This is a genomic window from Hoeflea phototrophica DFL-43, from assembly GCF_000154705.2.
GTDB classification, from domain to species: Bacteria; Pseudomonadota; Alphaproteobacteria; order Rhizobiales; family Rhizobiaceae; genus Hoeflea; species Hoeflea phototrophica.
Genome location: NZ_CM002917.1, coordinates 1,050,103 through 1,065,492, shown reverse-complemented (window position 1 = coordinate 1,065,492; position 15,390 = coordinate 1,050,103). Strand labels below are relative to the sequence as shown.

General features: G+C 55.7%; 14 protein-coding genes and 2 pseudogenes. 8 read left to right on the top strand and 8 right to left on the bottom strand.

Going from position 1 to position 15,390, the window contains the following annotated elements:
• Nucleotides 1-31 precede the first annotated feature (31 nt).
• Nucleotides 32-946 carry a hypothetical protein gene (locus HPDFL43_RS05000; protein WP_156970199.1) on the top strand — a complete coding sequence of 305 codons (915 nt, stop codon included), beginning with the start codon at nt 32-34 and terminating at the stop codon, nt 944-946.
• Nucleotides 934-1,743 carry an NAD-dependent epimerase/dehydratase family protein gene (locus tag HPDFL43_RS04995; protein ID WP_007196180.1) on the top strand — a complete coding sequence of 270 codons (810 nt, stop codon included), beginning with the start codon at nt 934-936 and terminating at the stop codon, nt 1,741-1,743. The genes HPDFL43_RS05000 and HPDFL43_RS04995 overlap by 13 nt, the downstream gene beginning before the upstream one ends.
• A gap of 229 nt (nt 1,744-1,972) precedes the next feature.
• On the opposite strand, the pseudogene HPDFL43_RS04990 reads toward HPDFL43_RS04995, so the two are convergent.
• A pseudogene (locus HPDFL43_RS04990) lies at nt 1,973-2,290 on the bottom strand (DUF6615 family protein).
• Between the two features lie 492 nt (nt 2,291-2,782).
• Here HPDFL43_RS04990 and HPDFL43_RS04985 point away from each other — a divergent pair.
• Complete coding sequence (locus HPDFL43_RS04985; protein ID WP_040449079.1) at nt 2,783-3,868, top strand: DUF262 domain-containing protein; 1,086 nt, start codon at nt 2,783-2,785, stop codon at nt 3,866-3,868.
• Nucleotides 3,868-4,374 carry a HEPN domain-containing protein gene (locus HPDFL43_RS04980; protein ID WP_007196177.1) on the top strand — a complete coding sequence of 169 codons (507 nt, stop codon included), beginning with the start codon at nt 3,868-3,870 and terminating at the stop codon, nt 4,372-4,374. Before HPDFL43_RS04985 ends, HPDFL43_RS04980 begins: the two co-directional genes overlap by 1 nt.
• 340 nt (nt 4,375-4,714) lie before the next feature.
• On the opposite strand, the gene HPDFL43_RS04975 is transcribed toward HPDFL43_RS04980, so the two are convergent.
• Nucleotides 4,715-5,635, bottom strand: a complete 921-nt coding sequence (locus tag HPDFL43_RS04975) for a LysR substrate-binding domain-containing protein (RefSeq protein ID WP_040449673.1) — start codon at nt 5,633-5,635, stop codon at nt 4,715-4,717.
• A gap of 110 nt (nt 5,636-5,745) precedes the next feature.
• Here HPDFL43_RS04975 and HPDFL43_RS04970 point away from each other — a divergent pair, with 110 nt between their 5' ends.
• The 3 genes from HPDFL43_RS04970 (at nt 5,746) to HPDFL43_RS04960 (ending at nt 8,304) form a co-directional block, all read left to right on the top strand.
• Nucleotides 5,746-6,612: a pirin family protein gene (locus HPDFL43_RS04970; RefSeq protein WP_007196175.1), complete on the top strand. Its 867-nt coding sequence runs from the start codon at nt 5,746-5,748 to the stop codon at nt 6,610-6,612.
• Between the two features lie 39 nt (nt 6,613-6,651).
• Nucleotides 6,652-7,266: an isochorismatase family protein gene (locus tag HPDFL43_RS04965; protein WP_007196174.1), complete on the top strand. Its 615-nt coding sequence runs from the start codon at nt 6,652-6,654 to the stop codon at nt 7,264-7,266.
• Nucleotides 7,267-7,476: 210 nt separating this feature from the next.
• A complete protein-coding gene (locus tag HPDFL43_RS04960; protein WP_007196172.1) occupies nt 7,477-8,304 on the top strand; it encodes a Rossmann-fold NAD(P)-binding domain-containing protein in 828 nt (275 codons plus the stop codon).
• Between the two features lie 94 nt (nt 8,305-8,398).
• Here the strand turns inward: HPDFL43_RS04960 and HPDFL43_RS04955 are convergent, their stop codons facing one another.
• Nucleotides 8,399-9,094, bottom strand: coding sequence for an IS6 family transposase (locus tag HPDFL43_RS04955; RefSeq protein WP_007196171.1), 696 nt, complete (start codon nt 9,092-9,094; stop codon nt 8,399-8,401).
• A 36-nt stretch (nt 9,095-9,130) separates the two neighbouring features.
• Here HPDFL43_RS04955 and HPDFL43_RS04950 point away from each other — a divergent pair.
• A pseudogene (locus HPDFL43_RS04950) lies at nt 9,131-9,829 on the top strand (IS3 family transposase); the annotation flags it as partial.
• A 238-nt stretch (nt 9,830-10,067) separates the two neighbouring features.
• On the opposite strand, the gene HPDFL43_RS04945 reads toward HPDFL43_RS04950, so the two are convergent.
• The 5 genes from HPDFL43_RS04945 to HPDFL43_RS04920 all read right to left on the bottom strand — a co-directional run bounded on the left by HPDFL43_RS04945 (nt 10,068) and on the right by HPDFL43_RS04920 (nt 15,329).
• Nucleotides 10,068-11,155 (bottom strand): IS3 family transposase gene (locus HPDFL43_RS04945; RefSeq protein ID WP_156970198.1). Its coding sequence is split into 2 segments (ribosomal slippage): nt 10,068-10,900 and nt 10,900-11,155, totalling 1,089 coding nucleotides; the frame shifts between segments, so codons are not numbered across the junction.
• Nucleotides 11,156-11,188: 33 nt separating this feature from the next.
• Nucleotides 11,189-12,823 carry a GMC family oxidoreductase gene (locus tag HPDFL43_RS04935; RefSeq protein ID WP_052093158.1) on the bottom strand — a complete coding sequence of 545 codons (1,635 nt, stop codon included), beginning with the start codon at nt 12,821-12,823 and terminating at the stop codon, nt 11,189-11,191.
• Nucleotides 12,824-12,830: 7 nt separating this feature from the next.
• Nucleotides 12,831-13,523, bottom strand: coding sequence for a TetR/AcrR family transcriptional regulator (locus HPDFL43_RS04930; RefSeq protein WP_052093157.1), 693 nt, complete (start codon nt 13,521-13,523; stop codon nt 12,831-12,833).
• 37 nt (nt 13,524-13,560) lie between these two features.
• Complete coding sequence (locus tag HPDFL43_RS04925) at nt 13,561-14,412, bottom strand: carbohydrate ABC transporter permease (protein WP_007196165.1); 852 nt, start codon at nt 14,410-14,412, stop codon at nt 13,561-13,563.
• Nucleotides 14,412-15,329 (bottom strand): carbohydrate ABC transporter permease, encoded by a 918-nt coding sequence (locus HPDFL43_RS04920; protein ID WP_040449077.1) that lies wholly within the window; start codon nt 15,327-15,329, stop codon nt 14,412-14,414. The genes HPDFL43_RS04925 and HPDFL43_RS04920 overlap by 1 nt, the downstream gene beginning before the upstream one ends.
• Nucleotides 15,330-15,390 lie beyond the last annotated feature (61 nt).

Below are 15,390 nucleotides of genomic sequence, written 5' to 3'. Positions count from 1 at the left end.
ACCTGCGCCGGACCGCCTCGGGGATGACGTCATGACGGATCGGTGGAACATTCTAAGTCTGAAATGCGGGGATCTCGAACTGCTTATGTTGCCTGGTGTAGGCGGGCGACTTTGGGATGTTCGGTTCCAGGGGCGCTCGCTGCTCTTCCAGAACCCGGATCTGAGGGCCGTCGCCATCGACCTCACGCAATTGACCTTGCTGCCCACCCGTTCGCCTCAGTTCGGCTTTCCTCTGTGGGGCGGAGAAAAGACATGGATCGCGCCGGATAGCGCATGGGTGGCCGGAGCCCCATTTCCCGAACTTGATAGCGGGGACTATGCCGTTCTGTCAGAGGACGATCGTCATATTCTGATGGAAAGCAAGGCCTGCCCGGTATCGCAGTTCTCGGTGAGGCGGTGCATTGCAATAAGGTCTGCGCATGAATGGACCATAGAGCATTCCGTGACCAACAAGGGCACTCGCATGAAAGATGCCGGCATCTGGTCGGTGATGATGATCGACACACCGGCAAAGATCGCCGTTGCAATGGAGACTGCCGGTTTTCAACCGGTCTTCGGAGACGCGACCGCGCTTGTGTCAAAGCATGCGGCGGGCGTGGTCGCCAATTGCATCAGGATGCAAGAATTCAAGATCAGCCTGCCAAATCCGGATCATCAAACGCTTATCAAGTGTGGCGATGGCGGACCGTGGTTGCTGTGTTCCCTGCCGGAGGCCCGGGAGCAGGATGTCTTTGCACATGGGCATCCGGTGGAGGTCTTCAATTCCGGTGATTATCCCTATTGCGAGGCTGAATGGCATTCCCCGATGAAAACCCTCGCGCCGGGAGAAACACTCAATTTCGTCCAGACTTTCCATATCTGGGCAAATGGCAGTCCAGCGCCCGCCCCGATATTCGAGGTTTGGGCAAACGCGTTTGATGAGGAAGCCAAATCATGCATGTCTTGATCACCGGGGCCGGGGGCCATCTGGGGCGAAAGCTCTTCGATGCGCTCGAGCAGGACGACGGTTATCGTGTGTCGGGGATCGATATCCGACCGGTGGATCACCCGAATATCCACGCTGCCGATCTGGCTGATGGAGCCGACTGGGCCGAATTGCTCAATGGGGTGGATGTAATAGTGCACCTGGCTGGGGACAGGGAGCCTGCTGCCAGCTGGGTCTCTGCGGTTGAGCACAACATGGACGCGACGCTGGAACTGTATCACCACGCGGCCAAGAGGGGCGTAAGCCGGGTCGTGCTGGCAAGTTCGAACTGGATCCATGGCGACAAGCGGTTCACGGATGACATGCTCGACAGCAACACACCGCCCGGCCCGATCAATGCCTATGGCATGTCAAAACTCTTTTGCGAACGCACTGGCGCATTCTTCGCCAGGCATCATGACCTTTCGGTTATTTGCCTGAGAATTGGCTGGACCCAGTGGACCCATGATAACCGGCCCGGCCCGCATATGGCAATGGGTCGCTGGGGGCAGGAAATGTGGTTAAGCGACCGGGATTTCCTGAACGGGACGCGCTGCGCCATCAACGCCAAGGACGTCTCCTTCGCGGCACTGAACCTGATGTCCGACAACCCGGGCATGCGCTGGGATATCGATGAGACCAGAAGCGTGATCGGTTATTCGCCTCAGGACGGCAGCCGTGCCCGCATCACGCCGAGAATTGCGTTGACGTCATGGCTCAAAAATACGCTGACGGTATCGGTTCCCAAGATTATCGAAAGGCGTTTTCCAAGCTGGTAGATTTGCTTTCTTTAGGGTTGCCGGCGGCACTGTTTGGGGCTGCACAGGCGGCCATAGGCTCTCACGTACCAAAGCCAGAGCTCATCGCGGGGTATGAACCGAAGTCAGCTTGCAAAGCTAAAGCCTCGTGCCCGCCCGCGCGCGGCTATCTACATTTGTCTACATTTTCGAACGGCGTGAATCAGTGGCTGGCATCCGCCGATCTTGTAAGACGAACGAGCCTACCTGTTTAGTCCAGGCTTTTGGTGGACCAGTAGCTTGAGCCTTCCTTTAGCCTCTGCTCCTTACAGCGCTTCGATTGGATCGTCAGGCGCAGGTAGCTGCCGCCCCCAACCTCAATCGGTGCTGCATAGATCCAGTCCATGTCCGCGCCCGTGACCTTCTCATCCGGGAAGTCGACGCGGACGCCGAGCGGCTGGAGTGGCACGAGACCCTTCATTAGCAGATCGGTCGCGGTCTCCTAGCGGAAGTTACGGGTAAGACGACGGTCGCGCTCAGGGAGTTGAGCAAGGTAACGCGGAAAGCGGTTTGCAAACTCACAAAGCATCAGTCGCTAACCCTTCCCACCGAGAGCAATTGGCTACACCCAAAAGCCTATCTGATGCGGATTGGCAATATGGGGAAATAGATCGACTAGCTCAAACTGGATATCTCCTTGCCAGTTCTCAGATGTACTGCACCGTAGTAGCCCACTTTCCTGTCCGCGCACCAATGGCTCTGCCGAGCAGCTAACGCCCTCGGCCCTGGCGCTTGGCGAGACTGAAAAAACGGAAGGTTTTGGGTGGTGTTGGAAGAACCCAAACGACGACAATGGGTCGACGTTGCCGCAACGGCGGCTTCCTGAGGTTTTCCGCCAGAACCGGACAGGCAGCAGACGGCCCCAATCAAGCCGTGCACCTTTGCGCCGCCAATGTCCTCGTCTAGCCAGCTGACATCGTTGCCCAAAGCTGCCGTTTATACGGATCGCGGTTCTCTTCCGTTTTTCCCCTAGCCGCCGGGCCACGCCCTGGCTATCGTGAAGGCAATCAATGGAGCGACTATGGCTAAAAACGTTGACGACGAAATCGAAGTAGAAGGCGACGACGAAGAGGAAGAAATTGGCACGCATGTTGAGTTCGACATCGCGACCTATCCATCCGACCTGACCTTGGGCGTTATCCACGAATTGTGGAAAGATAAGGATATCACAGTCCCGTCTTTTCAGCGTAGCTTTGTTTGGAACATCAAACAGTCTAGCCTCCTTATTGAGAGCTTCCTGCTCGGCCTGCCTGTCCCTCAAGTATTTTTCTACATTGATAACGAAAGCAAAAATCTCGTTATTGACGGTCAACAGCGTATTATGAGCGTCATATACTTTTTTGAAGGCTATTTCGGTCCCGAGAACATGCAAGGCCGGCGCGCGGTATTCCGACTGACTGGATTATCGGAGGGAAGTCCATATGTAGGCAAAAGGTTTACCGATCTCTCCTCGCAAGACCAGCGCCGATTAAAGGGTGCAGTGCTGCGCGCGGTGAACATCAAACAACTTGCTCCGGCGAACCAAAGTACCAGCATGTTTCACATCTTTGAGCGCCTGAACACCGGGGGCACCCCACTCCGACCTCAAGAAATCCGCAACTGTGTTTTCCATGGGCAACTGGTGGAGGTGCTGCACGAACTAAACGAAGATGTGGACTGGCGCACAATCCTGGCTCGTAAGCCACTCGACAAGCACCAGCGCGATGTCGAAATGATCCTCCGCATATTCGCGATGACCGAACGCGGTGACGACTACGAGAAGCCCATGAAGGAGTTCCTCAATAAGCAGATGAAGATTCATGCCAAGAGCAAAGGATCGTCGAAGATCGAGAGGTTCGTAGAACGGTTTGGCGAGGTGACCTCCATCATAGTTAAACAGCTAAACCCCAAACCCTTCCATGTTCGCGGCCCCCTGAACCTTGCCGCGATGGACTCGGTGATGTCGGTTCTGATCCGCCAGCCGAACAAGATACCAAAGGACCTCAAGGCTCGATTCGAAAAACTTCTCGTGGACGACAAATACAGAAACGCAATATTTTTCAACACAAGTGACGCATCAGTTGTGAAGGAGCGACTGGCTCTCGCAGAAAAGTATTTGATGTCCTGATGAGCTACAGTGACCGCTTTGCACTAGTCGAGGACTATCTCGCTCATGTTGATCCGATGATGGCCGCCCTAGAGGATCCGTTCGTGGAGGGCCGCTATACTGGCTTCATCGCCATTTCGGCGGTGACCGCCTACGAGCTGGCGATTAAAGATATCTTTTACGATTTCGCGGACAAGAAGCACACGGTCCTCGGCGACATGACACGAGCGCGCTTTTTCAGATTGAACGGAAAGATCAAGTTAGATGACTTGAAGAAGGAGCACATCAAGATGTTTGGTGACAAATATTTGGATCGCTTCAAGCGAAATTTAGAGAAAGCCGAGAATGATTATGTGCGCGCTTACAGTAAAAGCCCCAAGACTGCCTACAACAATGTCATCACATGGCGTCATCAGTTCGTCCATGAAGGCACCATGCCGAACACAACAAACTATGCCGAGATAAAGGAACAATACACTGCGGGCAAAGAAGTGGTCCATTGCCTCTTCAAGAGTATGGTGAGGTGATCATCGATTCCCGCACGATTACCAGTTCACATGCCTTAAAACGGGCGCGGTTAAAACATCCCCAGCGCCAGATCGCATAACGCACGTTCCGGAACGCTCGTTATGCGATCTGGAGCTGCGGCACCTTCTCTGACGTTCTAGAACGGCTGAACTGGGGCCGACTGCCGACAGTCTGGTCCTAGTGGTCTGACTCCGACACTTCGAACCGCCACTTGAGCAAAGTTTGGATGACCGCAATGCGGACAAAACCGACCTTGTTTTTATGCGCTTCGCTGACGCAGCATCACTTTGTTTCTGCGGCACATCTGTTGCTGTTGCGCGGCACAAATCGTAGTTCCGGTCATTCGGGGTTAGCGTCAATATTTGTCAGCACGGCGGGCAGGTCTTGCTTGAGGAAGTCCAGAAACGTCTCCACCACCGGTAGCATTCCTCGCTTTGACGGCATGAGGAGGCTGATCTGCGGGGTGCCTGCGGTCCAGTCCGGCAAAACGCGCACCAACGTTCCCGCCTCCACCTCTGGCCTGCAAACGTAGGATGGCAGCGCGACAAGTCCCAACGACGCCGACGCCGCGTTCTTGAGTGTTGACATATCGTCGCTCGCGAACCGGACGGCGCAAGGCACGGAGGCAGTTTGCCCACCTTCATCTGTCAGCAACCATTGATGTGTTTCGCGAGGACGGCCCAGGACCATCGCAGGATGATTTGCCAGTTCAGGAGGATCTTTTACCGAACCTAGGCTGGTAAGGTAGTCGGGGGACCCGAACAAGTGCCACTCGACGCGCGCCAGTCGCGTCTGGATCAGGCTCGAGTCCGGCAGCGTGTCCATATGCCCCCGTATGGCGACGTCGATCCCGCCCTTGATCAAATCCTCCATCTGGTTCGAGGCCCGCTGCACGACCGTCACGCCGGGATTGTCCTGCAAGAAGCGCGGCAGGATCTGAGCGAGGCCGAATTGCGCCATGCCCACGGAACAGGACACCGTGACGGTCCCTTCAATGGTGTTGGTTTTGCACCGCACGGCGGTTTCGGCGATCTCGAACCGGGCCAAGGCGTCCCTCGCGTGGCGATAGTATTCCTCGCCAATCTCCGTCGTAGTGACGATGCGCGATGTGCGCTGCAACAGGCGCACGCCAAGGTGATCCTCAAGCTGTCGCACGCGGCGGCTGAGGCGTGACTTCGGGATATCGAGCGCGCGCGCCGCGGCAGAAAAGCCGCCCTTTTCAACAACCTGAACAAAATAGAATGCGTCGTTAAGATCCATCCAGACACCCCTCATCGTTCCACTGATAGAACGTTAGGTTCTGATATTGACCGATTTTCGTTCAATTGTCTCGCTCATACTATCAATGCAACACAAAGCGAGAGACTGACATGACCACGCAACATATCGACAAGCTCGCAGGCGTCCCCTGCGAAACCCACGCCCAGAGCGAGGGTCGCCCGCTCAGGATCGGCGACGGTTTTGAGGCCCAAAGCTATCAGCATGCGGAGTTCAGCGGGCTGATGGACCCGCTGATCATGGTGGATCACTTCACCATGACCAAGCCCACCTTCGGGACACATGCCCATGCCGGGCTGTCCGCAGTGACGGTTTTGTTCGAGGACAGCGAAGGCGCGTTTCACAACCGCGATTCCCTTGGCAATGATCTCGATCTGGCGCCCGGTGATCTGTATTGGTTCAAGGCAGCGCGCGGGGCGCTTCACAACGAAGAGACCCGCCCCGGTGCCAGAACCCATGCGCTTCAGGTCTTCGTCAATCTGGGGGCAGAGCACAGGCATGACGAACCATCCGCCTTTCACGTAGCAGCAGCGGACATCCCACAGCTTACGGGCGACCGGGCCACGGCGCGGCTGGTCCTTGGAGAAGCGGGCGGCTTTCGAGGGGCGGTTGCACCGGATAACCCGCTGACGCTGCTTGATATCGACATAAAGGCCGGTGGCCAGTTCACACACAACGGCCGAAAGGACCACTACGCCTGGATTATCGCCATCAAAGGCGCGTCTCGCGTGACGTGGAACACAGGCTCCGCCAATCTGCGGCCTGGCAAGGCTATAGCCTTCGCTGATGCCACCAACATCTCATTTTCTTCGGAAGAGGGCGCCCATGTCGTCCTGTTCCGAGGCCAACCCCTTCGCCAGGCTTTTGTCCAGCGCGGCCCCTACGCCATGGGCACCGCAGAAGAGCTTGACGCAGTCGAAGCGGCTTATCGTTCTGGCCGCCTCGGATCACTTGACTGAAATCAACAACACTGAAGACCTATCCAGAAAGGAAGACTCATGACCGAAGTATACAACCCCGAACCGCTAACCCGTGATAACGCTGCCGTCGTGTTTGTCGACAATCAGGTCGGGCTGATGACCGGGATACGCGACTATTCCATCGCAGATCTCAAACACAACATCGTAGGCCTTGCCAAAGCTGCAAAGGCGCTTGGCTTACCGATTGTGACAACCACCACCTCGTCCCAGACGCTTTGGGGTCCTGCGATTCCTGAACTGCAAGAGGCCTTGCCCGATCAGACCTTCATCGACCGGACAACGGTCAACGCATGGGATGACCCACGAGTGGAAGAGGCCATTCGCGCGACCGGTCGGAACAAGCTGATCTTTGCGGGTCTTTCCCTCGAAGTCTGCGCCGCCTTCCCAGCAATGCGAGCCGTGCGTGAAGGGTTCGAGGCTTACGTCGCCGTCGATGCCAGCGGGACCTTCAACATGACCAAGCGCGAAACCGCTTTGGTTCGGCTGACCCAGGCCGGTGTTGTTGTGGCCGATGGCGCGAGCCTGATGATTGAGATCCTGGCAGACAACGCCAGCAATCAGGCAGGCGAGGTTTATGGCGCTTTGGGCATGGATTGGTCGATCCTCGTCGGCCAAGTCCGTGAGAGTGCGTAGCCATGCATCGCTCTCCCTATGCGCCCCGTAGCAGGTACTCGCACCGGGGCATGCAAATCCAATTTTACCGCATCTACTTCACATCGCTGTTCTGTTTGATCGCGATGGGATGGGCGGCGGCCCTGATTCTTTAAAGGCCGCAGCCACCACACCAGCACTTCAGCAACCAAGAAATCAGGGTGGGCCCACGGCTCACCACAGGAGAAAGCTATGTCTAACGAACCTATCCTCGTCATCGGCGCCACTGGCAAAACCGGCTCTCGCGTTGCAGCAAAACTGGAAGCTAAAGGCTTCTCTGTCCGGCGCGGCGCACGGCGATCCGAAACCCCATTTGATTGGGAAGATCAAAGCACCTGGGTCCCAATCCTGACCGGTGTCTCCAAGGCCTACGTCACCTATTTCCCTGACCTGGCCTTCCCCGGCGCAATCGAAAAGCTGGAGGCTTTCGCGAAGGTCGCCCTCGACAGCGGCCTACAGCACATCGTGCTCTTGTCCGGCCGGGGGGAACACTTCGCAAGCATGGGCGAAGAGGTGATCCGCAATTCCGGCCTTGGCTATACCATCGTGCGGTCCGCCTGGTTTGCTCAGAACTTCAGCGAAGGCTACCTTCGCGATCCTATCCTTGGCGGCGTGTTGCCCATGCCGGGCGGCGCTATCGCGGAGCCGATCATCGACATTGATGACATCGCCGATGTGGTCGTCGCAGCACTGACCGAAGAGGGGCATCTGGGCGAACGGTACGAAGTCACCGGCCCGCGCCTGATGACATTCGCTGAGATGGCGGAGGTCCTGACCACCACCCTGGACCGTCCGATCCAGCACATCCCCATCAGTTTTGAGGACTTCCACGCCAACGTGGCCGCCTCTGGCGACACCTTCGTCGCCGATGTCTTCACTGCAATCGCGCGCGAAACACTGGACGGGCGCAATGCCCACACCGCGGACGGGGTCGAGCGCGCCCTGGGCCGCAGGCCTCGCGATTTCGCAGACTTCGCCCAAACCGCCATGACCGCAGGCGCTTGGCCAAGCGCAGCCTAACCCACACACACCGGGAGGTGGGTGGCGCAGGCCACTTGCCGGCCTTGTCACGGTAAGCACCGCCAGCCGTACAAGACCGATGCGTACTCTTCGATCATATGATAGCCGCCGCTGACTGCCACGTAGCCATTGCATCGCCGCGGAACTTTCGAAGTGTCTTGCGGGAGATGAGAGGGCGTTGGACGTTGAAGGTGTTGTAGACGGCGGCATGGGTTGAAAGAAATCTCTGTGCAGATCCAGCCGACTTGAAGTGCTGCATTCGTCGCTCCCTCAACCTGACCGGCAGGTGTGAATTTTCCGCTCGGTTGTTGCTGCGCCAGACAGTGACGTGTTTCGCCTTCATGCCGAGATTTCCGAGGGCGGCGGAATAGGATGGCAGTTTGTCTGTCACAACGGCATCCGGCGAGTATCCCTGCTTCTTCAACAGTTTGCGCATCAGCTTTAGCGCAGCTTTCCTGTTTCGACGTGCCTGGACCAGGATATCAAGCACTTCCCCTTCGCTGTCGACGGCGCGCCACAGGTACATGCGCTTGCCATTGATCAAGACGAAAACCTCGTCGAGATGCCAGCATGTACCAGGCGTTGGCCGTGCACGTCTGAGTTTGGCGGCGAAAACCAGCCCGAACTTCAAGGACCAACGCCGAACGGTCTCATAGGAAGTGTCAATGCCGCGCTCTGCGAGCAGGTCCTCCACATCGCGGAAGCTCAGCGGAAATCGGAAGTACAGCCAGACGGCAAGCTGAATGATTTCGGGCGGAAACCGATGGCGGCGATAATTGGGTTGTTTCATTCTTTAAGACTACCGTCCGTCGGGGGAAAAAGCAGCTGGTTTTTATGTGACAATGCTACCTGGCATCTGCGCAACGATGGCCATCTGGTGAACGAGAAACGGATACGCCGGTTGATGCGCCTGATGGGGTTGATGCCGATCTATCAGAAACCCAATACCAGCAGGCCGGCGAAAGGGCACAAGACCTATCCCTACCTGCTGAAAGGACTGCGCGTGGATCGACCGAACCAGGTCTGGTGCTCGGACATCACCTACCTGCCCATGCGGCGTGGCTTTCTCTACCTCGTCGCCATCATGGACTGGCACACCCGTAAGGTTCTGGCCTGGCGCGTCTCGAATACGCTGGAGGCCGACTTCTGTGTCGAGGCGCTGAATGAGGCCATCCACAAGTTCGGCCAGCCGGAGATCATGAATACGGACCAGGGCAGCCAGTTCACATCCTTCGCCTGGACGGACCGCTTGCGCCGGACCGGCGTGCGCATCTCGATGGATGGAAAGGGGCGGTTCCTCGACAATATTTTCATCGAGCGCCTGTGGCGGACGCTGAAATATGAATGTGTCTACCTGCATGCCTGGGAGACCGGATCAGAAGCGAAGGCGGGCATCAGCAAATGGATGACGTTCTACAACCATCAACGCCCACACTCAGCCCTTGGTGGAAGACCACCTGCCGTGGTCTATTGGCTGGGAAAAGACGAAACCCAACCCGATCAGCAGGTGCAAAGAGTAGCTTAATTTAGCCCAGAAACTGTCCAAGGGATGGGGAGCAGCTCACACCGGGCGCTTACCTCTAAACTGCGCTGGCGCGGCATCAACACAAGCTGTCCCCGATAGTGTTCAGCGTGCAGTACATACCCTGCACCGTGCGGTCATGGCCCGCCCCAAGGCTGTCCGGAGCCGGAAGAGGCCTACCTACTTCATTCAGCAATGCTGCGGTAATCCCCCCGTTTTTAACGGGGCTCGGCGGTAGAATTCACGCGGCCATTTTGAGTTTCTGTGCGGGAGTTATGCCGCCGATGCCCATATTGGGCCGTTCGTTGTTATAGGTCCATAGCCATTGCGTGGCGAACTCCTGTGCCTCCTCGATGCTTTCGATGATGTATTGGTCGAGCCATTCATGCCGGACTGTGCGGTTGTAGCGCTCGACATAGGCATTTTGCTGCGGCTTGCCGGGCTGAATGTGGCTCAACGCGATGCCTTGTGTTTCGGCCCACTCCATCAGTTTACCACTGACATATTCGGGGCCGTTATCGACTCGTATCGACATCGGTTTGCCGCGCCATTCGATGATCTGGTTCAGACTGCGGATGACGCGCTCGGCGGGAAGCGAGAAATCCACTTCGATGCCGAGCCCTTCGCGGTTGAAGTCGTCAAGGACATTCAACAGCCGGAACTGCCTTCCATCCTCCAGACGGTCCGCCATGAAGTCCATGGACCAGACCAGGTTTGGCTGATCCGGGACGGCCAGTGCATCCGGTTTGTCCCGCTTCAAACGCTTACGCGGCTTGATCCGCAGGTTCAGTTCCAGTTTGCGGTAGATGCGATAGACACGCTTGTGGTTCCAACGATGTCCCTGGACGTTGCGCAGATACAGGAAGCACAGGCCAAAACCCCAGGTCTTCTTGGCCCTCGTCAGTCCGATCAGGAGATCGGCAATATGCTCATTCTCGTCGTTCAGCTTTGCACTGTAACGATAACAGGTCTCGCTGACCTCGAAGGTGCGGCAGGCAAGCGCAATACTCACCCCTCGCAACGCCACTGCTTTCCCGGCCATCTCCCGGCGTTGAGATGGCCGCGTCATTTTTTTCCAAGAGCCTCTTTCAGAAGTTCGGCCTGCATGCTCATCTCGGCATACATTTTCTTCAGCCGGCGGTTCTCGTCTTCCAGAGCCTTCATCTGGCTGATCATCGAGGCGTCCATGCCGCCGTACTTGGCCCGCCATTTGTAAAATGAGGCCGTGCTCATCCCATGCTCCCGGCACAACTCTGGCACCGGGACGCCGCCTTCTGCCTGGCGCAGGATCGCCAGGATTTGTGGTTCGCTAAATCTGCTCGTCTTCATCGAAATCTCCTCGATCATATTGCCGAGAAAATTCTACTTTTGAAGCCCGTTATTTTGAGGGGGGATTACCCTGCGACCAAGTATCAGGTCGCTGGCTTTTTCGGCCACCATAGCTGTCGGCGCGTTGGTATTGGAGCCAATCAGACTTGGAAAAACGCTGCTGTCACAGATGCGCAAAGATTCAAACCCCCGAAGCTTGAGGTCAGTATCAACGACCGAGGCAGCATCCGACCCCATTCGGCAAGTTCCGACCGGATGATAAGATGTTCGGGCATGATTACGAACGAATTCCGAAAGCTCGTCGTCCGTCGAAAGGCTATCGTCAGGCAAGATCACACGCTGGATATGCTTTGCCAGTGCAGGCTGCGAAAATATCTTCCGGCCGAGCTTCAACCCCTTAACCGTGATTGACAGATCCTCGGAATCGCCGAAGAAGTTCGGATCAATTTTGGGTGCGGCCGATGGATCAGCAGAGGCAAGGCGAACAGTGCCGCGGGCTTTTGGTCTTAGCCCATAGCAATTCAGGGTGATGCCCGAGCGCTCAGGAGCGACGCTGCCAACCCCATCTTCAGCACCAGCCCCGGCAAGGAAGTGGAATTGTAAGTCAGGCACACCTCGGTCCTTGCCAGAATGCCAAAAGAGCCCGCCTTCAACAACATTGCTTGCTACCGGCCCACTTCTAAACAGCAAGTACTGAAGTCCGGCCCAAGCGGCCCAATGTAATTTCTTATATTTGTCGAGGCTAAGATGGTTGTGAAGTTCAGCAACAAGGTCGATATTAACATGGTCCGCCAAGTTTGCACCCACTTCCGCCATATCGGCGCGCACCTCAATACCCAATTCACGCAGATGATCCGCCGGACCAATTCCCGATAGCATAAGAAGTTTGGGGGAGCCGATGGCACCGGCGGTCAACAGGACTTCGCTGCTGGCCATAGCCTGGTGAACCTTACCTTTGCGTCGGTATTCAATGCCCGTCGCGCGGTTTCCATCAAACAAAATGCGCTGAGTGTTGGCCTCGGTAACAACGGTCAAATTGTTGCGTTTACGCGCTGGGTCAAGATAGCCCCGAGCTGCCGAGCAACGTCGCCCGTCCACAACGTTGACCTGGTAGTAGCCCGCGCCTTCCTGCCGAGCGCCATTGAAGTCATGATTGTAAGGGATCCCAAACTGCTGGCATGCCATTACGAATTGGCGCGTCAGCGGTTGCGGGTTGGCTACATTTGAAACTCCGAGCTGTCCATCAGTCCCGTGCCAGTCATCCGCCAGCGCGGTATTGCGCTCCGAGCGCAGAAAACAAGGCTGGATCTCCTTGAACGACCAGCCTCGACACCCCTCTTCGTTCGCCCAGCGATCATAGTCCTCTGGCACCCCCCTGGTAAACACCTCAGCATTGACCGAGCTACCACCGCCCAGAACGCGACCTTGGGCATATGGAATACGCCGCCCGCCTGCATGTTGCTGAGGTTCAGTAGAGTAACCCCACGTCAGATTGCTCGCAGTGATTTTCGCAAACCCAACGGGCATATGGATGTAGGGATGCCAATCCCGAGAACCAGCTTCCAGTAAAAGAACTTTAAGTTTTGGATCTGCACTTAACCGAGCAGCAAGAACGCATCCGGCCGTACCGCCGCCAACGATGATATGAGTATAGCTGCGATCCGACATTGCAAAATCAATCCTTCGAGGTGCCTTGCTGCTTTGGGAGCGAAACGAAACGCATCATGATATCGACGATGAACGCCCGTCGGGCCTCCAACGCTGCGGGCGTCATATGGTCAAAACTGTACAGTTCGGTGTTGGTGAACCGGTTGTTGAGGTAGTAGAAGCCCAATCCCGCAATCGAATGATTCAACTGCATGGGGTCAATGCCGGGACGGATCGAGCCTTCTTTGACACCACGATCAAGAACCTCTTTCACCGCTTTGAGCAAAGTACTGGTTCTCCGTTTCACAATGCCCGATTTCTTCAAGTATTGTGCACGAAGCAGGTTTTCCTGATTGACGAGAGCCAGAAATTCGGGATTGTTCAAGTAGTATTCCCAAGTGGCTTCGACTAGTTTCTGAATCGCGTCGAGCGGAGCAAGGTGCCTCAAATCAAGGTTTTTCTCCATATTTCGAATTCCAACATACACATCTTCAAGAACAGCAATGTACAGCCCCTCTTTCGACCCGAAATAGTGATAAATCATTTTCTTGTTGAGGCCGGTGGATTCAGCGATTGCCTCAATACCAGCCAACGCAAACCCATTCTTCGCGAACTCGGTTCTAGCCGAGGCTATGAGATCGGCTTTCGCAGTTTCAGCATTCCGTCCGATTCGCTTGGTGGGGTTTTTTACCTTGGCACCTGTCTTCAGATTTGAGTTCATTGCAATAACTCCAGCATCCATCGCCCTCATTTGGGCCTTAACCCTTGCTCGCCCCCAGGGTTAATCCTGCAATGAAATGACGCTGCATTGCAAAGAACATCATGACCGGCGGCAAAGCAGCGATCAGGGACCCGGCGGCCAAGAGATTGAATGAAGAGATGTACTGACCTTTCAGCGTTGTCAAACCCAGTGTGATCGGGCGTATTTCATCAGACTGGATCAGGATTAGCGGCCAGAAGAAGTCGTTCCAGACAAAGGTGAATTCCAGCACCGCCAGCGCTGCCAGAGCGGGACGAACCAATGGCACAATAATGTGGATCAGAATTTTCCATTCACTAACCCCCTCTGAGCGTGCGGATTCCACCAACTCAAAAGGCAATTCGGCGATGAAATTCCGCATGAAGAAGGTGCAGAACCCCGTCTGAAAAGCCATCTGAAACAGGATCACGGCCCAGTAGGTGTCGTAAATGCCCAAGTTTACCGTCAAGTGCCGAACCGGGATCATCAAGATCTGATAGGGCACGAAGTTACCGGCGATAAAAATAGCAAAGATGACGAAATGGCCTTTGAATTTGTAAAGCGCCAGCCCAGCACCTGCGAGCGTTGACAAGAACAGCGTGCCTATAATGGCAGGGACTGTGATGATGACGCTGTTCACCAGGTACCACAGGATTGGCGATGAATTGAAAACAGCGCTGAAGTTGTCAACAAAGGCCCACTCACTGGGGATCCCCCAGTAATTTCCGTAGTTGATATCGGACAAGGACCGGCCGGCGGTGGCGATAATTGCGATCATCGGTAACAGCCAGATCACGAGCGAGATCGGAAGGCCAATTTTGTAAAGCAACTGTCGCGAAGCGCTCGCTTCTTGGATTGGGCGCGGGAACATCAGCGTGTACCTTTCTCGTTTTTCAGAAGCCTCATGAGAAACCAGACGATGTAGATATCCATGATCAGGAAGAGGATTGTCGCGATGGCTGCCGCGTAGCCCACGCGATATCGAAAGATTGCGTTGTCATACATGTAGAATGCCAACACATTCGATGAGTTGTAGGGGCCACCCTCTGTCATTATCGCGACCAAATCGAATGATCTCAGCGCACCAATGACGGTCACAACAATGGCAATGAACGTCGCGGCACGAAGCTGCGGCAGGACGATTTTGACGAGCAGATTCCACCCCTTCGCACCATCCAGACGCGCCGCCTCGACCATTTCCGGGTTCACGCTGTTCAAACCGGTGAGGTAGAGGATCATGCAATAGGCTGTTTGCGGCCATAGCCCAGCAGTTATCACACCAAATGTCGCCCAATCCTCACTGGCAAGAATGGAGGGCAACTGAAGTCCAAGTGGCTTTAATATCGTTGCAATCAGACCAAATGCTGGGTCATAAAACCATGTGAACACCAGGCCCACGACGACTTGCGAAACCACGAACGGGAAAAAGAAAAGTGACTTTATCAGCCTGATGCCAAAAACTTTTTGGTTCAGATACAAAGCCACGAATAAGCCGATCACTGGAGCCAGCAGGAACAAGACCAGCCAGTAAATGTTGTTGACCAGCGATTTCCAGAACACTGGATCGTTGAACAACATGATGTAGTTCTGAAAGCCAATCCATTTCTTGGGGCCGATGCCCTGCCATTCGATGAATGAGAGAGCGATGGATTGCGCGATCGGGTAGATCACAAAAAGCGAGAACATCCCAAAGGCCGGCGCAATGAACAAAAGCGGCATAATGACGAGCCTGTTCCGCCGAAAAAAGCTGTTACGGGGCCGGGCAGCCGGGAATGCGATGTCGGTCATTGTGATCTCCCCTGTTTTGCGTTGGACCCGGCAGCATCCTCCCGCCGGGTCCAATTGGCTC